We start from the raw sequence: 22,417 nt of genomic DNA, 5'->3' as shown, positions 1-22,417 counted from the left end.
GAGATCCGCCATGCCTCCTCTTCCCCTGATCGGTACGCTGCTCGGCGCAGCGAGCGCGATGGTCAAGTCGTCGGCCGGCGCCGCGGCGAACGCGTCCGGCGCATCGGGCGCGCCGTCCGGCGACGCATCGTCCGCCGCGCCGTTCGCGCAGACGCTCAGGCAAAGCGTGCAGACGCAGCGCCAGGCGAACGCGAGCGCCGGCGCGCCAAACACCGGCAATGCGACGAATGCCGCGACGAAACCCGCAACGAATGCCTCGACAGATACCGCGACGGGCAATGCCGCGAACGCTTCCACGCCGAGCGCGAGCGGGCAGACGACGGCGAGCGCGAACAACGCGAAGGCGTCCGGAAAGCCGGACGATCAGGACGACGACAAGAACGCGACGCAGTCTGCATCAGCGGATGCCGCGACGCTCGCCGCGGCTGCATCGCTGCAAGCGCAATTGCAGGCGCGGCCGGATGCGCAGGCCGCGCAGGCCGCGCAGGCCGCGCAGACCGCCGCCGCCGCGCAAGCGGGCGCGAGCGACGCCGCGCATCCGCCGACGACGCCCGCGACGAACGCCGCCGCCAACGGCGACGCCGATTCGTCCGCGCCCGCCGGCGCGCAGCCGCCGGTCGGCGATGCGCTGAACGCGGCGTTGAGCAAGCTGACAGGCGCCGGCCGGACGAGCGCGCCGGCCGCGCAGCCGGCGGGCCGGGGCGGCGGCGCGCCCGCCTCGCTTGCCGCGAACGGCGCCGCATTCGACAAGGTGCTCGCGGGCGCGAAGGCTCCCGCCGCGCAAGCGGCGCTTGCCGACGCTTCGGGCGCAAACCCGGCGAACGTAAACACAATCGCGAACGCGGCGGCGAACGCCGCCCGGCCCGACGCGTCAGGCGCGCTCGCCGCGCTGCGGGACGCCGCCGATTCCGCCCGCTCGACGCTCGCGGCGTCGAGCGCGCCGGCCGCGCTGCAACAGACGGCGCCCGCCGCGCTCGCCGCGAACGCGAACGCCGCGGCGGCATCGGCTGCGCCGTCGCTCGCGCCGCCCGTCGGCACGCCGGACTGGACCGACGCGTTGAGCCAGAAGGTCGTGTTCCTGTCGAACGCGCATCAGCAGAGCGCGGAGCTCACGCTGAATCCGCCCGACCTCGGACCGCTGCAAGTCGTGCTGCGCGTTGCCGACAATCACGCGCATGCGCTCTTCGTATCGCAGCACGCGCAAGTGCGCGAAGCGGTCGAAGCCGCGCTGCCGAAGCTGCGCGAAGCGATGGAAGCGGGTGGACTCGGGCTCGGCAGCGCGAGCGTCAGCGACGGCGGCTTTGCGTCCGCACAGCAGCAGCAAACCCCGCAACGACAATCGCCGGACGGCTCCGCGGCGCGGCGCGCGTCCGGCACATCGACGGCCGACGCCGCGCCCGGCGACGCGGCGGCGGCATCTTCCAGCGGCGCGACGCAGCGCACCGTCGGGATGGTCGACACGTTCGCCTGACAGTCGCGCCCGCGGCATCTCGCGGCGGCGCGCATCAGCCGCCGTGCGTCGCCGCGACCCGCTCGCGAGGAACGGCCGCGGCCTGCCCGTTGCGCGCGGCCACGATGAAATCCGCCGCGCGCTCGCCGATCATCACGGTCGGCGCATTCGTGTTGCCGCCGATCAGCGTCGGCATCACCGATGCATCGACGATCCGCAACCTGTCCACCCCTTTCACGCGCAATTGCGGATCGACGACGGCGCGCGCGTCGGTGCCCATCCGGCACGTGCCGACCGGATGGTAGATCGTGTCCGCGTGCGCGACGATCGCGGCGCGCAACTGCGCGTCGGTGTCGCCCGGGTCGGTATACAGCTCGCGGCCGCCCTGCGACGCGAGCGGCGCGGCCGACAGAATCCGGCGCATCGCCTTCGCGCCGCGGATGAGCAGTTCGAGATCGCGTTCGTCGCTGAAGAAGCGCGGATCGATGAGCGGCGCGACGCGCGCATCGCCGCTCGCGAGCGCGACGTTGCCGCGGCTCTTCGGCCGCAGCGCGCACACGTGCAGCGAATAGCCGAAGCCCCAGTGCATGTTGCGGTTGTGGTCGTCGACGAGCGCCGTGCAGAAGTGCAGTTGCAGATCGGGGCGATCGAGGCCGGGGTCGCTCTTGATGAAACCGCCCGCCTCGGCGACGTTGCTCGTCATCATCCCTTCGCGCTTCGACAGGTAGCTGAACAGCGCGGGCGTCATCTTCGCGACGCCGCGCACGCAGATGCCGACGAGCTCGGACGAATTCACGCGCTTGTTGATGATGAAATCGATGTGATCGATCAGGTTCTCGCCGACGTCGGGCGCATCGTGCACGAGCGCGACGCCGTGACGGCGCAACTGAGCGGCGGGACCCACGCCCGAGCACATCAGCAGTTGCGGCGTATTGAACGCGCCTGCGGACAGAATGACTTCCGCGCGCGCGCCGAGCGTCTCGACGCGCCCGCCGCGCGCGAGCTCGACGCCCGTGGCGCGCTTGCCGTCGAACACGACGCGCAGCACCGTCGCATCGACGATCACGTGCAGGTTCGGCCGCGTGCGGCCGTACACATAGGCGCGCGCGACGCTGCAGCGCGCGCCGTCGCGATGCGTGACCTGATAGAAGCCGACGCCTTCCTGATTCTCGCCGTTGAAGTCGTCGTTGAGCGGATAGCCCGCTTCGTGCGCGGCCGCGATGAATCGTTCGGAGAACGGATTATGGAAGCGCAGGTCGGACACCGTGAGCGGACCGTCCGCGCCGTGCCATTCGTTCGCGCCGCGCTCGTTGCCTTCGGCGCGGCGGAAGTACGGCAGCACGTCGCGCCATCCCCAGCCGGTGCAGCCGAGCCGCTCCCATTCGTCGTAATCGTGCGGATGGCCGCGCGTGTAGATCATCGCGTTGATCGCGCTCGAGCCGCCGAGCCCGCGGCCGCGAGGCTGATAGCCGCGGCGTCCGCCCAGGCCCGGCTGCGGCACCGTTTCGTAGCCGTAGTTCGTGCCGAGCCTGAACGGCACGAGCGCCGCGATCCCCACCGGCATGTTGACGAGCAGATTGCGTTCGGTGTGACCGCCCGCTTCGATCAGCGCGATCGTCGCATCCGGGCACGCGTCGGCCAGGCGACCCGCGAGGCTCGCGCCGCCCGACCCTGCCCCGACAATAATGTAGTCGTACTGCATGTCACGTCTCCCTGTTTTGTCATCCACGCACCGGCGACTGGAATCGCAATCGAGACCGCCGGATGAGGCCTGTCATGTTCGCGCATTTTAGGAACGCAAAACGAGCCGGGACATCCCGACTCAAGAGCGATTCCTCTAAACGTCGGCGTGAACTAAATTTAAGATGACCGGATTCGCCTCGCGCGGAGGACGCGGTCAACAGAAGCCGGGCCCCGCGAAATGGGAGACAAAGGCATGCAGCAAAACCTGATGACGGCGACGCACCGGGTGACGAACCAGGCGCCGCCGCTTTCCGATTACAACGCGTTTGAAACGGATGCCGCGCTCGTCGATGCCGTTCGACGGTACGACGCGAGCTGGCATCAAACGGCGCTATCACGCGACGGCGCCGCGCTGACGACGCCCGATGCGCTCGCGCTCGCCGAGCTCGCGAACCGGCATGCGCCCGAGCTCGCGACGCACAGCCCGCGCGGCGAGCGGATCGACGCGCTCGAATTCCATCCGAGCTGGCACCAGTTGCTCGCGCTGCTGCGCGGCGAAGGGCTGCACGCGCTGCCGTTCTCGGAGCCGCAACCGGGCGCGATGGCCGCGCGCTGCGCCGGCTATTTCCTGCATGCGCAACTCGAATCCGGCTCGCTCTGCCCGCTCACGATGACGTTTGCGAGCATTCCGGTGCTGCAACACGAACCGGCCCTTTTTGCGACGCTACGCGACAAGCTGTATGCGCGCGAGCACGACGCGCGCGACGTGCCGCTGCCGCAAAAGCGCTCGATGATGGTCGGCATGGGCATGACCGAAAAGCAGGGCGGCTCCGACGTGCGCAGCAACGAGACGCACGCGTACCCGCTCGGCGCGGCAGGGCGCGGGCAGGCGTATCGGCTCGTCGGTCACAAATGGTTCTTCTCCGCGCCGCAATGCGACGCGCATCTCGTGCTCGCGCGCACGTCCGGGCACGCGGGCATCTCGTGCTTCTACGTGCCGCGCTTTTCGCCCAACGGCGGCAAGAACGCGGTGCACGTGCAGCGCCTGAAGGACAAGCTCGGCAACCGCTCGAACGCGAGCGGCGAAGTCGAATTCCTGAACGCGTACGGCGTGATGATCGGCGACGAAGGGCGCGGCGTGCCGACGATCATCGAGATGGCGAACTACACGCGGCTCGATTGCGTGATCGGCAGCGCCGCGCTGATGCGCGCAGCGCTCGTGCAGGCGATCCATCACGCGCGGCATCGCAGCGCATTCGGCCGCCTGCTCGCCGAGCAGCCGCTGATGCGCAACGTGCTCGCCGATCTGGCGCTCGAATCGGAAGCGGCGACCGCGCTCTTCATGCGGCTCGCGCACGCGTTCGAAGAAGACGCGGCCGCGCGCTCGCCGCAGGCGCGCGGCTGGCGGCGCATCGTCACGCCGGCCGCGAAGTTCTGGGTCTGCAAGCGCACGCTCGAATTCACGGGCGAAGCGATGGAAGTATGGGGCGGCAACGGCTACGTCGAGACCGGGCCGATGGCGCGCTTCTATCGCGAGGCCCCGGTCAATTCGATCTGGGAAGGCTCGGGCAACGTGATGTGCCTCGACGTGCTGCGCGCGATCGAGCGCGAGCCCGACGCGGCCGCCGCGCTCTTCGACGAATGGCGCAACGCGGCGCGGTACAGCGCGCCGCTTGCCGACGCGCTCGCGGAATTGACGCGCCTGCTGTCGCTCGAACCCGAGCCGCGCGAAGCGTGCGCGCGCCGGATCGCACAACGCATCGCACTCGTCGCGCAGGCCTCGCTGCTGCTGCGCGACGGGCCCTCCGCCGTCGCGCAGGCATTCGTCGCCACGCGCTTCGGCAACGCCAGCAGCGAAACCGGACGCGTCTTCGGCACGCTGCCGGCCACCATCGATCACGCCGCGCTCATCGAGCGGGCGTTCCCGGCCTGAATGCCGGCCACACCCGTATCGCACAGGAGACGCCATGAAGAACGATCTGCCCGGCTTGGCCACGCTCGACGCGCTGTTGCGCGACCAGCGCGCCGCGTATCTGCGCGCGCCGTATCCGTCGTGGGCGACGCGCGCCGACCATCTGCGCGCGCTGCGCAAGATGCTGCTCGACCATCGCGACGCGCTCGCGGCCGCGATCCATGCGGACTTCGGCCATCGCGCGAAGGAAGAAGTGCTGATGTCCGAGATCTGGCTCGCGAAAGAGGAAATCGACGAAGCGCTCAAGCACGGCAAGCGCTGGATCAAGCCGAAGAGCCGGACGATGAACAAGTGGCTGCGCCCCGCGCGCGCGAAGGTGATGCCGCAGCCGCTCGGCGTCGTCGGCATCGTCGTGCCGTGGAACTACCCGGTGCTGCTCGCCGCGGGCCCGCTCATCTGCGCGCTCGCCGCCGGCAATCGCGCGATCGTCAAGATGTCCGAACTGACGCCGCGCACGTCGCAACTGTTCGAGGAACTGATCGCGAAGACCTTCGCGCGCGATCACGTCGCGGTCGTCAACGGCGATGCCGAAATCGGCGCCGCGTTCAGCAGGCTGCCGTTCGATCACCTGCTCTTCACCGGTTCGACGAACGTCGGCCGTCACGTGATGCGCGCGGCCGCCGAGAACCTCACGCCCGTCACGCTCGAGCTGGGCGGCAAGTCGCCCGTGATCGTCGGGCCGCGCGCGCGCTTCGACGCGGCGGTCGACGCGATCGTCACCGGCAAGACGCTGAACGCGGGCCAGACCTGCATCGCGCCCGACTATGTGCTCGTGCCGCGCGGCCGGGAGGCCGAATTCGTCGCGCGGGCGCGCGAGCGGATGGCGAAACTCTATCCGAATCTGCCGACGAACCCGGACTACACGTCGATCATCTCCGAGCGCCACTTCGCGCGGCTGCAGCGGCTCGCGAGCGAAGCGCAGGCGGGCGGCGCGCAGCTCCACCCGCTCACCGACGCCGCGCCCGATCCCGCGCTGCGCCGCCTGCCGCCCGTGCTCGTCACGCAGGCGCCGGAAGCGTCGCAGTTGATGCAGGAAGAGATCTTCGGCCCGCTGCTGCCGATCGTCCCTTACGACACGCTCGACGATGCGATCGCCTACGTGAACGCGCGCCCGCGGCCGCTCGCGCTGTATCTGTTCGACGAAGACCGTTCGAGCGTCGAGCGCGTGATGCGCAATACGATCTCGGGCGGCGTGACGGTCAACGACACGCTGATGCACATCGCATGCGGCACGCTGCCGTTCGGCGGCGTCGGCGCGAGCGGGATGGGCGCGTACCACGGCTACGACGGCTTCGTCACGTTCTCGAAGATGAAGCCCGTGCTCACGCAGCCGCGCCTGAACACGCGCGCGATGATCGCGCCGCCGTACGGCAAGCGCTTCGCGGCCATCCTCAAGCTGATGCTGAAGTTCTGACGCGCGCTCTCCGGCGCATGACGCACGAAGGGCCGCTCGCGCGCGGCCCTTTCCTGCGGGATTCGCGTGCGCGAGCGCCGCTCAACTGCCCGCGCTCGACGCCGCGCGCGCATGCTCGGGCGCGGCGTTCGACGGTGCGCGGGGCTGCGCGTCGGGCAGCAGCGTCCACACGACGATCGCGCCGACGATATCGAACGCCGCCAGCGCGACGAACAGCGGATCGTAGCCGACGACGGCGACGAGCGCGCCGACCGCGAGCGAGAAGAGCGTCGCGCCGAGATAGCCGGACATCCCCGCGAGCCCCGTCGCCGTCGCCACTTCGTGCCGGCCGAACACGTCTGACGCGAGCGTGTAGAGCGCGCCCGACAGCGTCTGATGCGCGAAGCCGCCGATGCAGAAGAGCGCGATCGCGGTGTACGGGCTCGTCGCGAGCCCGATGCACGCCGGCCCGATCATGCACAGCGCGCCCGTGGCCATCACCATCTTGCGCGACGCGATCAGCGTCGTGCCGAAACGCTTCCGGTACCACGGCGCGAGATAGCCGCCGAACAGGCAGCCAAGGTCCGCCGCGAGGAACGGCAGCCACGCGAACATCGCGATCTCCTTCAGGTTCATGTGGCGCACGGTCGCCATATACAGAGGAATCCAGAAGTTGAACGTCTGCCACGCGGGCTCGGACAAGAAGCGCGGAATCGCGAGCCCCCAGAAGCGCCGGCTCCTGACGATCGCGCTCCACGACGGCTTCGCCGCATCCGTGCGCGGCGCTTCCTGCCCGGCGACGATGTAGTCGCGCTCGGCGGCGCGAAGGCGCGGCTGCTGCGCGGGCGATCGATAGAACGCGAACCACAGCGCGCTCCACACGAGCCCGATCGCGCCGACGACGACGAACGCGATGCGCCAACTGCCGTGCAGCATGCACCAGACGACGAGCGGCGGCGCGATCAGCGCGCCGAGCGACGAGCCGATGTTGAACCATCCGGTCGCGATCGAGCGCTCGTGCGCGGGAAACCACTCGGACGTCGCCTTCAGCGCCGACGGAAATCCGGCCGCCTCGGTGATTCCGAGCAGGCCGCGAAACGCGGCGAGCGCGATCCAGTTGCCGGCCGTGCCGTGCAGCATGCAGACGAGCGACCACGCCAGCGCGAAGAGGGCGAAGCCCACCCTCGTGCCGAGCAGATCGAGCGCGTAGCCCGCGATCGGCTGCATCACCATGTATGCCGCCTGGAACGACGCGACGATGTAGCCGTATTGCTGCGTCGAGATGGCCAACAGCTTGTTGACTTCGGGCGCCGCCGTCGCGAGCGCGTTGCGCGCGAGATAGTTGACGATGAGGCCCAGCGTCACGAGCCCGATCATCCACCAGCGCACGTTGCCGATCCGTTTTCCGCTCATGGTGTCTCCGTCCTTTGTCGTATGTCGTCGTATGTCGTTGTACGTCGTCGTATGTCTTCACATGCTCGCGCGAGCCGCGCGCCGCGGCTCGCGCGCACCGAATCAGAGTCGCAGCGCGGGCTCCGGCAGGCCGCGCGCGTGCGGATCGAGCGCGAACGTCGCGCCCGACAGCGGATCGTCTCCGGTGCGAATCGACGTGACGAACAGCGTGTCGCGCCGCGCGCCGCCGAACGCGCACATCGAAGGCTTCGCGATGGGCACCGCGATGCTGCGATCGAGCAGCCCGTCCGGCGTGAAGCGATGCACGCATCCCGCGTCGACGCCGCAGATCCAGTAGCAGCCGTCCTCGTCGACGGCCGCGCCGTCGGGCCGGCCCGCGTGCGCGTTCATGTCGATGAACACGCGCCGCCCGTGCGGATGTCCGGCGTCGACGTCGTAGTCGAACGCCCAGACGATCCGCCGCGCCGGGTGCGAGTCCGACAGGTACATCGTGCGGCCGTCCGGACTGAACGCGAGGCCGTTCGGCACGATCAGCGCGTCGCATTCGGCGGCGAGCGCGCGTTCGCTCGCATCGAGCCGATAAAGCCTGCCGGACGCGCGCGCGAGCGACGTGTCGCACGTCATCGTGCCCGCCCAGAAACGTCCCTGCCGATCGCAGCGGCCGTCGTTGAAACGCATGCCGTCGGCCGCGTGCGCGACGCGCGCGAGCAACGCGGGCTCGGGCAGCGGCACGTCCGGCGCCGGCCGCGGCACGCGGTAGACGCCGGTCTGCATCGCGAGCGCGATCCCGCCGCCCGCGATCAGCGCGATCGAGCCCGCCATCTCCGGCAGCGGCCACGCGTGCGCGCGATTCGTTTCGGATTCCCAACGCCACAGCGCGCAGCCCGTGATGTCGGTCCAGTAGAGCGCCGCCTCGCCGTCGTGCCACACTGGGCTTTCGCCGACGCCGCAGCGCATGTCGCCGATCCGTTCGATCGACGCAGATGCAAAGGCCGATGCCGATGCCGATGCCGATGCGCGCACGAGCGTCAGCCTCCGAACGGTCCGGCGGCGACGAACGCGCCGCCCTGATAGCGGCGCACCGGATCGTCGTCGGCAAGCGGCGGCAGCGTGCGCTCGATCGATTCGCGCCACGGCTCGCTCGATTGCGTCGGCCGGTAGCCGAGATGCGCGGCGTGCGCGTTGTCCCACCACGCATCGCGGTTCGCCGACATCCCGTAGACGATCGTGCAGCCGACGCGCGGCACGAACATCGCGCGGCGCACGAGTTGCTCGAGGTCGTCGTAGCCGAGCCACGTGACGAGCATCCGCCGATCCTTCGGCTCGGAGAACGACGAGCCGATCCGGATGCACACGCTCTCGATTCCGTAGCGATCCTGATAGAACCGCGCGAGCTGCTCGCCGAACGCCTTGCTCAAGCCGTAGTAGCCGTCGGGCCGCGGCGGCGCGGCCGTGTCGATGCGCTCGCCCTGCTCGTAGAAGCCCGTCACGTGATTCGAGCTCGCGAACACGATGCGGCGCACGCCGTGCCGGCGCGCGGCTTCGTACACGTGATACGTGCCCGCGATGTTCGCGGGCAGCACGGTGTCGAACGGATGCTCGACCGACACGCCGCCGAAATGCACGATCACGTCGACGTCGCGCACGAGCGCGTCGACAGCCGCCGCGTCGGCGAGGTCGCAGCGCACGCACTCTTCGCCGGCGCGCGCGTCGCCGAGCGGTGCGACGTCGGAGACGCGCACGACATCCGCGTAGCGGCGCAGCCGCTCGCGCAGCACGCGGCCGAGATTGCCGGCCGCGCCCGTGAGCAGGATGCGGCCGCAGTGGGTGACGACGCCGTCGAGCGGGTCGTCGCCCGCCGCGCTCGCATCTTGGTTCGAATGCTGGAGGTCGGTCATGATCAGGTCACCGGTGCGGGATTGAACAGGACGAGCGCGTTGTGCAGCCCGAGCTTGTCGGCGCACACCTGGCGGCGGCCGCTCGCGACGTCGAGAATCAAATGGAACAGCTCCCAGCCCACGTCGGCGATGCTCGCCTCGCCGGTCGCGATGCGCCCCGCATCGAGATCGATCAGATCGTGCCAGCGCTCGCTCAATGCCTTGCGCGTCGCCACCTTGACGACGGGCGCCATCGCGAGGCCGTATGGCGTGCCGCGCCCCGTCGTGAACACTTGCAGGTTGATGCCCGACGCGAGCTGCAGCGTGCCGCACACGAAATCGCTCGCGGGCGTCGCCGCGAAGACGAGCCCCTTGCGGCGCATCTTCTCGCCGGGGCCGAGCACGTCGACGATCGGGCTCGTGCCCGACTTCACGATCGAGCCGAGCGCCTTCTCGACGACGTTCGACAACCCGCCCGTCTTGTTGCCCGGCGACGGATTCGCGCTGCGGTCGGTCTCGCCGCGCAACAGGTAAGCGTCGTACCACGCCATCTCGCGCAACAGCGCGCGGCCAACGTCCTCGTCGATCGCGCGCGGCGTCAGCAGATGAATCGCGTCGCGCACTTCGGTCACTTCGGAAAACATCACGGTGCCGCCCGCGCGCACGATCAGGTCGGCCGCGAAGCCGACCGCAGGGTTCGCGGTGACGCCCGAAAACGCATCGCTGCCGCCGCATTGCACGCCGACGACGAGATCGGACGCCGGGCACGGCTCACGACGGCGACGATTCAAATGTTCGAGGCGTGTGTCCGCCATCCGCATGATCGCGTCGACCATCGCGCCGAAGCCGTCGAACGCTTCGTCCTGCAGACGAAGCACGGGCGAATCGGCGGTGCCCGCCACCTCGATCGGAATGCGGCCGCCGGGCGCGAGCGAGGCCGGCACGAGGCGCTCCGGCACGAGCTTCTCGCAGCCGAGGCCGATCACCATCACCTCGCCGCCGAAGTTCGGATTGAGCGCGAGGTTCTGCAACGTGCGGATCGGCACGATCGCCGCCGGCGCGTTGATCGCGACGCCGCAGCCGTACGAGTGATTCAGCGCGACGACGTCGTCGACGTTCGGATAGCGCGGCAGCAGCTCGCGCTTGATGCGCGCGACCACGTAGTCGGTCACGCCGGCGACGCACTGCACGCTCGTCATGATGCCGAGCACGTTCTTCGTGCCGACCGTGCCGTCCGCGTTCCGATAGCCGTCGAACGTGTAGCCGTCGAGCTTCGGCAGCCTGGGATCGGCGCGCGTCGCGAGCGGCAGCTCGTCGAGCGCGGGCGCGAGCGGCAGCTTCACCGCGTGCTCGTTGACCCAAGCGCCGCGCGGCAGCGGCTTCGCCGCGTAGCCGATCACCTCGCCGTAGCGGATCACCGCGTCGCCCTCGGCGAGATCGGCGAGCGCGACCTTGTGCCCCTGCGGCACGCCTTCGACGAGCACGGTGCCGTCGGCAAGCGTCGCGCCGGCCGGCAGCCCGCGCGCGTTGACGACGATCGCGACGTTGTCGCTGTCGTGCACGCGAATCGTCAGCGCGCGCTCCGCTCGCGTGCGCGTGTCGTCGGTCAATGTGGATTCCTGCATCGAATGCTCCATGAAGGGTCTGCTTCGTTCAGCGCACGAGGCAAGGGCGCTTGTTGTCGAACGTCCAGTTCGGCACGAGGTACTGCATCGCGGCCGCGTCGTCGCGGCTGCCGAGGCCGTGCTTAAGATACAGCTCGTGCGCGGCGGCCAGCGCGTCCTCGTCGATCTCGACGCCGAGCCCGCCGCGTTGCGGCACCGCGACGTGGCCGTCCTCGATGCGCAGCGGCTCGCGCGTCAGGCGCTGGCCGTCCTGCCAGATCCAGTGCGTGTCGATCGCGGTGATGTTGCCGGGCGCGGCCGCCGCGACATGCGTGAACATCGCGAGCGAAATGTCGAAGTGATTGTTCGAATGCGAGCCCCACGTGAGCCCCCATTCGTCGCACAGTTGCGCGACGCGCACCGAGCCGCGCATCGTCCAGAAATGCGGATCGGCAAGCGGAATGTCGACCGAGCCGAGCCTGATCGCGTGGCCGAGCTGGCGCCAGTCGGTCGCGATCATGTTGGTCGCCGTCGGCAGGCCCGTCGCGCGGCGGAACTCGGCCATGATTTCGCGGCCCGAGTAGCCGTTCTCCGCGCCGCACGGATCTTCCGCGTACGCGAGCACGCCGCCCTTGTCGCGGCAGAGGCGAATCGCCTCCCGCAGCGGCCACGCGCCGTTCGGATCGAGCGTGATCCGTGCGTTCGGAAAGCGCTTCGCGAGCGCGATCACCGCGGCGATTTCATCGTCGCCCGACAGCACGCCGCCCTTCAGCTTGAAGTCCTGAAACCCGTAGCGCGCGTGCGCGGCCTCGGCAAGGCGCACGATCGCATCGGGCGTGAGCGCCGCTTCGTTGCGCAGGCGAAACCACGCGTCGCCAGCGTCGGTCTCGCTGCGGTAGTCGAGATCGGTACGCTTGCGATCGCCGACGTAGAACAGATAGCCGAGCATCGGCACGCGGCCGCGCTGCTGGCCTTCGCCGAGCAGCGCGGCGACGGGCACGCCGAGATGCTGGCCGAGCAAGTCGAGCAGCGCCGCTTCGAGTGCCGTCACCGCGTGAATCGCGATGCGCAGGTCGAACGTCTGCAAGCCGCGGCCGCCCGCGTCGCGATCGGCAAAGCGCGCGCGCACCGTATTGAGCACGTCCTGCCAACGGCCGAGCGGCTGGCCGACGATGAGCGCGCGCGCCTCCTCGAGCGTGCGCCGAATGCCTTCGCCGCCCGGCACTTCGCCGACGCCGGTATTGCCCGCGCTGTCGCGGATCAGCACGACATTGCGCGTGAAGAAAGGTCCGTGCGCGCCGCTCAGGTTCAACAGCATGCTGTCGCGCCCGGCGACAGGCACGACGCGCAGGTCGGACACGACAGGCGTCGCCGCAGGGCTCAATTCGGTTCGAATCACGAGTGTCTCCATCGAAGCGTTCATGCGCCGCGCGCGGCTGCGCGCGCGGCGGTGCCGAAGCTCGGCCGTTTCGGGTCGTAGGTCCAGCCCGGCATCAGGCATCGCATTGCCCGCGCATCGTCGCGTGCGCCCGGGCCGAGCGTTTCGTACAGCGCATGAGCCTGCATCACGCGGTCCATGTCGAGCTCGATGCCGAGCCCGGGCCCCTCCGGCACCGCAACGTGCCCGCGCGCGATTGCAAGCGGCTCGCGCGTCAGCCGCTCGTCGGCTTCCTGCCAGATCCAGTGCGTGTCGATCGCGGTGATGCGGCCGGGCGCGGCGGCTGCGACGTGCGTGAACATCGCGAGCGAAATGTCGAAGTGATTGTTCGAATGCGAGCCCCACGTGAGCCCCCATTCGTCGCACAATTGCGCGACGCGCACCGAGCCCTGCATCGTCCAGAAATGCGGATCGGCGAGCGGAATGTCGACCGCCTGCAACGCCGCCGCGTGGCCGAGCTGACGCCAGTCGGTCGCGATCATGTTGGTCGCCGTCGGCACGCCCGTCGCGCGCTTGAATTCGGCCATGATCTCGCGGCCCGAATAACCGGCCTCCGGCCCGCACGGATCTTCCGCATACGCGAGCAGATCACGCCGGCCCCGGCACAGCGCGATCGCTTCGTCGAGCGACCATGCGCCGTTCGGATCGAGCGTCACGCGCGCGCGCGGAAAGCGCGCCTTGATCGCCGCGACCGCTTCCATCTCGTCCTCGCCGTCCATCACGCCGCCCTTCAGCTTGAAATCGGCGAAGCCGTAGCGATCGGCGGCGGCTTCGGCAAGACGCACGATGGCGGCCGGCGTCAGCGCCGCCTCGCGGCGCGCGCGCAGCCATGTGTCGCCGCCGTCCGCGCCCGCCGGATACGGCAGATCGGTGTCGCGGCGCTCGCCGACGTAGAACAGGTACGCGAGCATCGGCGCCGCGTCGCGCTGCCGGCCCGCACCGAGCAGATCGGCCACCGGCGCGCCGACGAACTGGCCGAGCAGATCGAGAAGCGCCGCTTCGACCGCGGTCACGACGTTGTCCATCCGCAGGTTGATCTCGTGCGGCTGCCGCAGCACCGCGGCCTCCGACGCCGAGCTCACCTGATGGACGGTAGCCTGATGCGCGGCGGGGCCGTCGCCCGCGAGCGAGCGGCGAATCCCGGCGAGCACGCCGTTCATGCGGCCGATCGACTGCCCGACGACGAGCGGCGCCGCACGCTCGAGCGCGCGGCGAATGCCTTCGCCGCCCGGCACTTCGCCGGCGCCCACATGCCCGGCATCGTCGTTCAGGATCACGATGTTTCGCGTGAAGAACGGCGCGTGCGCGCCGCACAGATTCAGCAGCATGCTGTCGCGGCCCGCGACGGGAATCACCCGCATCCGCGTGACGAGCGGCGTCTGCGCGTGCGCTTGCGCGATAGCTTCGATCGTATTCTGCGTCATGTTCGGCATGCCTCGCATCACGATGCCGGCTTCAGTTCGACGCGCCTGATCTCGCCCACCACGAACAGATAGCAGACGCACGCGACGAGCGCATGAAGCCCCACGTAGACGAGCGCGCCGTTGAACGAGCCGGTCCTGTTGACGATGTAGCCGATCGCGATCGGCGTCGTGATGCTCGACAGGTTGCCGAACGTGTTCATCAATGCGCCGGACAGGCCCGCGATCTGCTTCGGCGCGGTGTCCGAATTGACCGCCCAGCCGAGCGCGCCCATGCCCTTGCCGAAGAACGCGAGCGCCATCACCGCGACGACGATGCCCTGCGTGTCGACATAATTGCAGATCACCATGCTGATCGACAGCAGCATGCCGAGCACGATCGGCACCTTGCGCGCGACCGACAGCGACGCGCCGCGGCGCAGCAGCGCATCGGAGACGATTCCGCCGAGAATGCCGCCGAGGAAGCCGCACACGGCCGGCACCGACGCGACGAAGCCCGCCTTCAGGATCGACATCCCGCGCGCCTGCACGAGGTACACCGGGAACCACGTGATGAAGAAGTACGTGAGCGCGTTGATGCAGTACTGCGCGACGTAGATGCCCATCATCATCCGGTTCTTCAGCAACTGCCTGATGTAGCCGAGATCGGGGCCTTCCGCCTTCGCGACGCCCGCGCGATCCATGTTGACGAGGCCGCCGCCGTTCTCGATGTATTCGATCTCCGCTCGGGTCATGCGCGGGTGATCCTTCGGATCGCGTACGAAGAGCCGCCACGCGCACGCCGCCGCGATGCCGATCACACCCATCACGACGAACACGTAGTGCCAGCCGAAGCGATGCACGAGCCACGCCATCAGCGGCGCGAAGATCACCGTCGCCGCGTACTGCGCGGAGTTGAAGATCGCGGAGGCAGTGCCGCGCTCGTTCGCCGGGAACCACGCGGCCACGATCCGGCTGTTCGCCGGAAACGAAGGCGCCTCCGCGACGCCGACGAGAAAGCGCAGCGCGAACACGGCCACGATCGCGGCGATGCCGGTGAAGAAGCCGATCGCGCCTTGCGCGAGCGTGAAGATCGACCACGTCAGGATGCTCGCCGCATAAACGCGCCGGGAACCGAAACGATCGAGGAGCCATCCGCCCGGAATCTGCGCGATCACGTACGCCCAGCCGAATGCGGAGAAGATGTAGCCGAGCGATACCGCGTCGATGCCGAGATCCTTCTGCATCGCCGAGCCGGCGATCGAGATCGTCGCGCGGTCCGCGTAGTTGATCGTCGTCACGACGAACAGCATCGCGAGAATCATGAAGCGCACGCGGCTCACGCGCTCGACGCGCGGCGTGCTGCGCGCACCCACGGCGGGGGCTTTGATGTCCATTGTCTCCTCCTTCCGCCGGCGTCCATTATGCGCCGGTCGTTTCAGCGCCGGGCCTGCCGCGGCCCGGCTTCGCGCGAATATCGCGATCAGGTCCAGGTTCCGTCGACGAGGCGGCGCAGCCGCAGCGGATTGTCGTCCTGCAGCGCGGGCGGCAGCAGCGCGGCGGGCAGGTCCTGATAGCAGACGGGCCGCAGGAAGCGCTCGATCGCCGCGGTGCCGACCGACGTTGCGCGCGCATCCGTCGTCGCGGGCCACGGGCCGCCGTGCACCATCGCATGACAGACTTCGACGCCCGTCGGCCAGCCGTTCGCGACGATGCGGCCCGCCTTGCGCTCGAGCACGGGCAACAGCGCGCGAGCGAGCGACGCGTCACCGTCGTCGAGATGCAAGGTCGCGGTCAACTGGCCGTCGAGCCGCTCGGCGATCGCGCACAGCTCGGCCGCGTCGCGGCAGCGCACGAGAAGCGCCGTCGCGCCGAAGATCTCGTCGTGCAGCGCGGGCTGCGCGATGAAGTGCCGCGCATCCGTCTCGAACAAGCCGGCGCGTCCGCGATTCGGCAGGTCGCTCGCATCGCCGCGCGCGACGCACCGCACGCCGGCCGTAGCCGCGAGGCGCTCGACGCCGCGCACGTACGCCGAGTGAATGCCGGGCGTGAGCATCGGCTGCGCGGCGCTCGTGGCGAGCGCATCGGCGGCGGCGTGCACGAACGCATCGACGCCCGGCCCGTCGATCGCGAGCAGCAGGCCCGGATTCGTGCAGAACTGCCCGGCGCCGAGCGTGAGCGACGCGACGAATTGCCGGCCGAGCGCGCCGCCGCGCTGCGCGAGCGCGTCGGGCAGCAGGAACACGGGATTGATCGCGCTCAGCTCGCCATACATCGGAATCGGCTGCGCGCGCGATTGCGCGATGCGCAGCAGCGCCTCGCCGCCCGCGCGCGAGCCGGTGAAGCCGACCGCCCGGATGCGCGGATCGGCGACGAGCGCGAGCGCGACGTCGTTGTCCGCCTGCACGAGCGAGAACACGCCCGCCGGCAGCGCGCATCGCGCAAGCGCGGCGGCGAGCGCGCGGCCGACGAGCTCGGAGGTGCCCGGATGCGCGGGATGCGCCTTCACGACGACCGGGCAGCCGGCCGCGAGCGCGGATGCGGTATCGCCGCCCGCGACCGAGAACGCGAGCGGAAAATTGCTCGCGCCGAACACCGCGACGGGGCCGAGCGCGATGCGCCGCATCCGCAGATCGGCGCGCGGCAGCGGCTCGCGCCCGGGCAGCGCGGAATCGATGCGCGCGCCGACCGCGTCGCCCGCGCGCACGACCGAAGCGAACAGACACAATTGACCGCAGGTGCGCGCGCGCTCGCCTTCGAGACGCGCGCGCGGCAACGCGGTTTCGGCGATCGCGCGTTCGATCAGCGCATCGCCGAGCGCCTCGATCTCCGTCGCGATCGCTTCGAGAAACGCGGCGCGCGCGTCGGGTTCGGTGTCGCGATACGCGTCGAACGCGGCGGCGGCCAGCTCGCAGGCACGCGCGACGTCCGCAGGCGTCGCGAGCGCGAACGGCGGCTCGAGCGTCGCGCCTGTCGCCGGATCGATCGCGCGCACGGCGCGCTCGCCGGGCGCGACGCGTTCGCCGCCCAGCATCAGCTCGCCGCTCACAGGCATGCTTGCACCTCGGCCACCTCGGCGACGTCGGCGATCCGCGCGACGAGCACCGACAGCTCGGCCAGCTCCGCGCCCGTCAGATCGACAAGCGGCGCGCGCACGGGGCCCGCGCCGCGGCCGACCACCTTCATCCCGGCCTTCACGATCGACACCGCATAGCCGCGCTTGCGATTGCGCAGCGCGATGTACGGCAGAACGAACTGATCGAGCATCGCGTACACCTTCGCATGATCCTGCGCGCGCACGGCCGCGTAGAAATCGAGCGCGAAGCGCGGCACGAAGTTGAAGATCGCCGACGAGTACGTCGTCACGCCGAGCGTCAGGTACGGCAGCGCGAACGTCTCCGCGGTCGGCAGGCCGCCGATGTACGTGAAGCGCTCGCCGAGCCGCGTGTAGATGCGCGTCATCAACTCGATGTCGCCGACGCCGTCCTTGAAGCCGACGAGGTTCGGGCAGCGCTCGGCGAGGCGCGCGAGCGCGTTTTCGTCGAGCACCTGGTTCGCGCGGTTGTAGACGATCACGCCGAGGCGCGTCGCGCGGCAGACCTGCTCGACGTGCGCGGCGACGCCGTCCGCCGCCGCCTCCGTCAGATACGGCGGGAACAGCAGGATGCCGTCGGCGCCCGCCGCCTCGGCGGCCTTGCAATAGTCGATCGCCATCGCGGTGCCGTAGCCCGCCGGCGCGATCACGGGCAGCCGGCCGCCGGTTTCGGCGACTGCCGCGCGCACGACGCGGTCGACTTCGGCGGGCGTGAGCGAGAAGAACTCGCCCGTGCCGCCCGCGGCGAAGAGGCCCGCGGCGTCGTGGCTGAAGAGCCAGCCGAGGTTCGCGCGGTAGGCGGCCTCGTCGAACGACAGATCGGGCTTGAAATGCGTGACCGGAAAGGACAGCAGGCCAGAGCCGATCTGGCGGGCGAATTCGGTGGGCGTATAGCGTGACATGAGCGTTCGTGCCGGTGCGGCGTGACAAGGGGTAAGCGAAGTAGTGAGCGGATTCTTGCACCGTGAACGATTCAAGTCCAAGATAACCGATGACTCAATCAATACACGTTTTGAATCAATGTTCGAACTCAGCCAGCTTCGCTGCTTCGTCGCCGTCGCGGAGGAATTGCACTTCGGGCGCGCGGCCGAGCGCCTGCACATGACGCAGCCGCCGCTGTCCCGGCAGGTGCGCCTGCTCGAGCACCAGATCGGCACCGAGTTGCTCGAGCGCACGAGCCGCTCGGTGAAGCTGACGGCGGCCGGCCGCGGCTTCCTGCCCGATGCGGCCCGCATTCTGCGGCTCGCCGACGAAGCGGCGGCCACCGCGCGCCGCGTCGCGACGGGCGCGGCCGGCACGCTCGCGATCGGCTTCACCGCGTCGGTGGGCTATGGCCTGTTGCCGTCGCTCGTGAGCGCGGTGCGCGCGGCGTCGCCGGACGTGCGCCTCACGCTGAAGGAGATGGTGAGCGGCGCGCAGCTCGAAGCGCTCGACGCTCGGCTGATCGACGTCGGGCTGCTGCGCCCGCCCGTCGAGCACGGCGAGCTCGCGTCGGCGCCATGCGTGCGCGAAGCGCTCGTGCTCGCGCTGCCGCAGGCGAGCGCCGGCACGTGGCCGAAGCATCCGACGCTGCGAGATTGCGAAGGCAAGCCGCTCCTGATGTATTCGCCTTACGAGGCGCGCTATTTTCACCAACTGGTGAGCGGGCTGCTCGAGCGCGCCGACGTGCTGCCCGACATCGTCGAATACGTGAGCCAGATCCATTCGATGCTGGCGCTCGTGCGCGCGGGCATCGGGGCCGCGCTGATTCCGGCGGCGGCATCGATGCTGCACTTCGAAGGGGTCGTCTACCGGCCGGTGCGCACGACGCCGGCGAAGCCCGTCGAGCTGACGCTCGCGTATCGCAAGGACAACGACAATCCGGTGTTCGGCGCGCTGAAGGATGTGCTGCGCAAGTCGCTCGCCGGAGGGCGATGAAGGAACGCATGCCGGCGCAGCCGAGCGTCGAGCGGTGGAGAGGGAAGCGACATCACACCGGCCACAGCGGCCCTTCCTGCATCGCGCCGATCTGCTCGCGCAATTCGAGCACGCGCGCTTCCCAATAGCGATGCGTGTTGAACCACGGAAACGCGGCCGGAAACGCGGGATCGCCCCAGCGGCGCGCGAGCCACGCCGCGTAATGGATGAGCCGCAGCGTGCGCAGCGCCTCGATCAGATGCAGCTCGCGCGGATCGAATTCGCAGAAGTCCTCGTAGCCCGCGAGCAGATCGGCGAGCGCGCGCGACGCGCCCGGCCGGTCGCCGGGCAGAAGCAGCCACAGGTCCTGCACGGCGGGCGCCATCCGGCTGTCGTCGAAGTCGACGAAGTGCGGGCCCGCGTCGGTCCACAGCACGTTGCTCGGATGGCAGTCGCCGTGCGCGCGCAGCATCCGCACGTCGCCCGCGCGCTCGTACGCGTGCTCGACGCCTTCCAGCGCGAGCGCGACCGCCGCTTCGTAGGCAGGCCGAACGTCGTCCGGCACGAAGTCGTGCGACAGCAGGAAATCGCGCGGCTCATAGCCGAACGTATGAATGTCGAGCGTCGGCCGCGCGGCGTACGGCTTCGTCGCGCCGACTGCGTGAATGCGTCCGATGAAGCGGCCGAGCCATTCGAGCGTGTCGCGCCGGTCGAGCTCCGGCGCACGGCCGCCGCGCCGCTCGAAGATCGCGAAGCGAAAGCCCTCGAACTCGTGCAGCGTGCGGCCGTCGAACGCGAGCGCCGGCACGGCCGGAATCTCGCGCGCGGCCAGCTCGGCGACGAACGCATGCTCTTCGAGGATCGCGTCGTTCGGCCAGCGATGCGGACGATAGAACTTCGCGACGATCGGCGCACCGTCCTCGATGCCCGCCTGATAGACGCGGTTCTCGTAGCTGTTGAGCGCGAGCAGGCGCCCGTCGGTGCGCGAACCGGCGGGAATCAGCACGCTGTCGAGCGCATCGAGCACGCGCTCCGGCGTGAGGCCTGCAAAAGGCAAGCCGGCGCTTGCGCCGGCTGCGTTGGATTCGGAAGTGGCGTCGTTCATGCCCCGCATTGTGCCGCGCGCGGGGCCGAAAGACGAGCGCTCAGTGCAGCGCCGCGCCCGCGGGGAGCACGGATTCGCCGGTGTCGATCAGGTCCTCGAGAAAGAACGGCTCGGTGTTGAGCTCCTTGGATTCGCCCGGCACGCCCGCGTACCAGGTCACCATCGCCATGTCCCCCAGAATGCGCTGGACGATGCCGCGCGCGCCCTTCGGCACGGCGATGTGGGTGGTGCAGACAATCGAACCGACATGCATGATGTTTCCCCGCTTTCAAAGCCGGCCGCGTGCTGCCCGGCCGGAAATACCCGAATTGCGCATCCATGAGGCGACGAATCGCGCGTATTCCATGGTTCATCGCTCATGGAATCGCGAAAGCGCGAGTTGACGACAAACGCGCCGCCAATTCGCGGGATGCATCGATTCCGCCGCCGCGACGCGCCGCTTTCGAGGCAGCGCGTCGCTCCATCATACCCCGACGCGCGCGGCCGCCATCCGACGATTCATTCGGAAGTGCGGTCAAAAGCCAACGCATCGTCCGACGAAACGACGCCGAACGGGCAACCGGCGTATCGTTGAGGTTTGCCTCGCATGGAGAATCCAGCGTGACTGTATCATCCGGGGCGCCGGGGCCCGCCGCCGGCGCCCGCCCAAGCTCGACGCATGCCGCGCGAGGCGCGTCGTCCGTTTCACCCGCCCCGTATCTCGAACGCGGCTCGCGCAGCTACTGGCACGCGAGCGTCGCGCTGCTGTTCGCCGGTTACGCGACATTCTCGCTGCTCTACTACGTGCAGCCCCTGTTGCCCGAGTTCTCGAAAGCATTCGGCGTGAGCCCCGCGCAGAGCAGTCTCGCGCTGTCGTTCTCGACCGCCGCGCTCGCCGCCGCCGTGTTCGTCGCGGGCTTCGTCTCCGAAGCATCGAGCCGCCACCGGCTGATGACGGCGTCGCTCACCGCGTCGTCGCTGCTCACGCTCGCCGCCGCGTTCGCGCCGCACTGGCATCAACTGCTGATCCTGCGCGCGCTGACGGGGCTCGCGCTCGGCGGCGTGCCCGCCGTCGCGATGGCGTATCTCGCCGAGGAAGTGCATCCGGACGGCCTCGGGCTCGCGATGGGGCTCTATGTCGGCGGCACCGCGATCGGCGGAATGGCGGGGCGCGTGATCACGGGCATTCTCACCGACCTGTTCTCGTGGCGCATCGCGGTCGGCGCGATCGGCGTGCTCGGCCTCGCATCGATGCTCGCGTTCCGCATGCTGCTGCCGCCGTCGCGGCACTTCACGCCGCGCCGCGGCCTGAGCCTCGCGCATCACCGCATGTCGCTCGTCCATCATCTCGGCAAGCGGCGCGAGCTGCCCGTGCTGTTCGCGATGGCGTTCGTGCTGATGGGCAGCTTCGTCACGCTCTACAACTACATCGGCTATCGGCTGCTCGCGCCGCCGTATTCGATGGGACAGGCGACGATCAGCGCGATCTTCGTCGTCTATCTGGTGGGCGTCGTCGCGTCGCCCTTGTCGGGACGGCTCGCCGATACGCTCGGCCGCGGCCGCGTGCTGATCGCGAGCCTCGCGGTGATGCTCGCGGGCGTCGCGCTGACGCTGCTGCATCCCGTCGCCGCGATCGCCGCGGGCATCGCGTGCGTGACGTTCGGTTTCTTCGCGGGCCACGCGGTTGCGAGCGGCTGGGTCGGCCGGCTCGCGCAGCACGGCAAGGGCCAGGCGGCCGCGCTCTATCTGCTCGCGTACTACATCGGCTCGAGCGTCGTCGGCTCGCTCGGCGGACGCTTCTGGAGCACGCTCGGCTGGCCCGGCGTCGCGGCGCTCGTCGGCGCGCTGCTCGCGCTCGGCGTCGTCGCGGCCGCATGGCTGCGCGCGCGCGAGCGCACCGGCGCCGCGTGATCGCCTGTCGCGTTCACGGCCGTGGCGGTTGCCAGATCGCGCGTCGATGCGTTACCTTTGGCGTTCCTGCATTTTCCTTCACACCTTCGCACGTTTTGCGATGAAACCCTCGTTGCCCGCCCGCGCCCTGTCGAAGCCGTCCATCGCACGGCTGCCGCGCGCGTGCGCGCATCGTCCGCCTGCCGCGCCGCCGCCCGTCGGC

17 protein-coding genes are annotated in these 22,417 nt (G+C 69.7%); 5 read left to right on the top strand and 12 right to left on the bottom strand.

The window, feature by feature from the left end:
* Positions 1-10 precede the first annotated feature (10 nt).
* Positions 11-1,471: a flagellar hook-length control protein FliK gene (locus WS92_RS12085; RefSeq protein WP_059930626.1), complete on the top strand. Its 1,461-nt coding sequence runs from the start codon at positions 11-13 to the stop codon at positions 1,469-1,471.
* Between the two features lie 34 nt (positions 1,472-1,505).
* Here the strand turns inward: WS92_RS12085 and WS92_RS12080 are convergent, their stop codons facing one another.
* A complete protein-coding gene (locus tag WS92_RS12080; RefSeq protein ID WP_059930628.1) occupies positions 1,506-3,152 on the bottom strand; it encodes a GMC family oxidoreductase in 1,647 nt (548 codons plus the stop codon).
* A 234-nt stretch (positions 3,153-3,386) separates the two neighbouring features.
* Here WS92_RS12080 and WS92_RS12075 point away from each other — a divergent pair, with 234 nt between their 5' ends.
* Together WS92_RS12075 and WS92_RS12070 are read left to right on the top strand one after the other, a co-directional pair.
* Positions 3,387-5,066 carry an isovaleryl-CoA dehydrogenase gene (locus WS92_RS12075; protein ID WP_059930677.1) on the top strand — a complete coding sequence of 560 codons (1,680 nt, stop codon included), beginning with the start codon at positions 3,387-3,389 and terminating at the stop codon, positions 5,064-5,066.
* A 34-nt stretch (positions 5,067-5,100) separates the two neighbouring features.
* Entirely contained in the window at positions 5,101-6,519 is a 1,419-nt protein-coding gene (locus WS92_RS12070) for a coniferyl aldehyde dehydrogenase (RefSeq protein WP_059930630.1), read from the top strand.
* An 81-nt stretch (positions 6,520-6,600) separates the two neighbouring features.
* On the opposite strand, the gene WS92_RS12065 is transcribed toward WS92_RS12070, so the two are convergent.
* The 9 genes from WS92_RS12065 to kdgD form a co-directional block, all read right to left on the bottom strand.
* A complete protein-coding gene (locus tag WS92_RS12065; RefSeq protein ID WP_059930632.1) occupies positions 6,601-7,911 on the bottom strand; it encodes an MFS transporter in 1,311 nt (436 codons plus the stop codon).
* A gap of 102 nt (positions 7,912-8,013) precedes the next feature.
* Complete coding sequence (locus WS92_RS12060) at positions 8,014-8,868, bottom strand: SMP-30/gluconolactonase/LRE family protein (protein ID WP_059930679.1); 855 nt, start codon at positions 8,866-8,868, stop codon at positions 8,014-8,016.
* 71 nt (positions 8,869-8,939) lie between these two features.
* The gene (locus WS92_RS12055) at positions 8,940-9,809 is read right to left on the bottom strand and encodes an NAD-dependent epimerase/dehydratase family protein (RefSeq protein ID WP_059930634.1); all 870 of its coding nucleotides are present in this window, start codon (positions 9,807-9,809) and stop codon (positions 8,940-8,942) included.
* Positions 9,810-9,811: 2 nt separating this feature from the next.
* The gene (gene garD / locus WS92_RS12050; RefSeq protein WP_015600196.1) at positions 9,812-11,413 is read right to left on the bottom strand and encodes a galactarate dehydratase; all 1,602 of its coding nucleotides are present in this window, start codon (positions 11,411-11,413) and stop codon (positions 9,812-9,814) included.
* 28 nt (positions 11,414-11,441) lie between these two features.
* Complete coding sequence (gudD, locus tag WS92_RS12045; RefSeq protein WP_171845248.1) at positions 11,442-12,803, bottom strand: glucarate dehydratase; 1,362 nt, start codon at positions 12,801-12,803, stop codon at positions 11,442-11,444.
* Between the two features lie 8 nt (positions 12,804-12,811).
* Positions 12,812-14,254, bottom strand: coding sequence for an enolase C-terminal domain-like protein (locus tag WS92_RS12040; RefSeq protein WP_059930681.1), 1,443 nt, complete (start codon positions 14,252-14,254; stop codon positions 12,812-12,814).
* Positions 14,255-14,271: 17 nt separating this feature from the next.
* Positions 14,272-15,627: an MFS transporter gene (locus tag WS92_RS12035; protein WP_009910985.1), complete on the bottom strand. Its 1,356-nt coding sequence runs from the start codon at positions 15,625-15,627 to the stop codon at positions 14,272-14,274.
* Between the two features lie 86 nt (positions 15,628-15,713).
* Entirely contained in the window at positions 15,714-17,285 is a 1,572-nt protein-coding gene (locus tag WS92_RS12030; RefSeq protein WP_059930637.1) for an aldehyde dehydrogenase (NADP(+)), read from the bottom strand.
* Positions 17,276-18,226, bottom strand: a complete 951-nt coding sequence (kdgD, locus tag WS92_RS12025) for a 5-dehydro-4-deoxyglucarate dehydratase (RefSeq protein ID WP_006024152.1) — start codon at positions 18,224-18,226, stop codon at positions 17,276-17,278. Before kdgD ends, WS92_RS12030 begins: the two co-directional genes overlap by 10 nt.
* A 118-nt stretch (positions 18,227-18,344) precedes the next feature.
* Here kdgD and WS92_RS12020 point away from each other — a divergent pair, with 118 nt between their 5' ends.
* The gene (locus WS92_RS12020; RefSeq protein ID WP_059930639.1) at positions 18,345-19,241 is read left to right on the top strand and encodes a LysR family transcriptional regulator; all 897 of its coding nucleotides are present in this window, start codon (positions 18,345-18,347) and stop codon (positions 19,239-19,241) included.
* Positions 19,242-19,293: 52 nt separating this feature from the next.
* Here the strand turns inward: WS92_RS12020 and WS92_RS12015 are convergent, their stop codons facing one another.
* The gene (locus WS92_RS12015) at positions 19,294-20,325 is read right to left on the bottom strand and encodes a serine/threonine protein kinase (protein ID WP_006024150.1); all 1,032 of its coding nucleotides are present in this window, start codon (positions 20,323-20,325) and stop codon (positions 19,294-19,296) included.
* A 40-nt stretch (positions 20,326-20,365) separates the two neighbouring features.
* Positions 20,366-20,578: a hypothetical protein gene (locus WS92_RS12010; RefSeq protein WP_004198969.1), complete on the bottom strand. Its 213-nt coding sequence runs from the start codon at positions 20,576-20,578 to the stop codon at positions 20,366-20,368.
* Positions 20,579-20,925: 347 nt separating this feature from the next.
* Here WS92_RS12010 and WS92_RS12000 point away from each other — a divergent pair, with 347 nt between their 5' ends.
* Positions 20,926-22,215, top strand: a complete 1,290-nt coding sequence (locus tag WS92_RS12000; protein WP_059930641.1) for an MFS transporter — start codon at positions 20,926-20,928, stop codon at positions 22,213-22,215.
* Positions 22,216-22,417: the final 202 nt, after the last annotated feature.

Origin of the sequence: Burkholderia sp. MSMB1588 (assembly GCF_001546925.1) — a bacterium.
GTDB lineage: Bacteria > Pseudomonadota > Gammaproteobacteria > Burkholderiales > Burkholderiaceae > Burkholderia > Burkholderia humptydooensis.
This window is presented reverse-complemented; position numbering and strand designations above follow the sequence as displayed.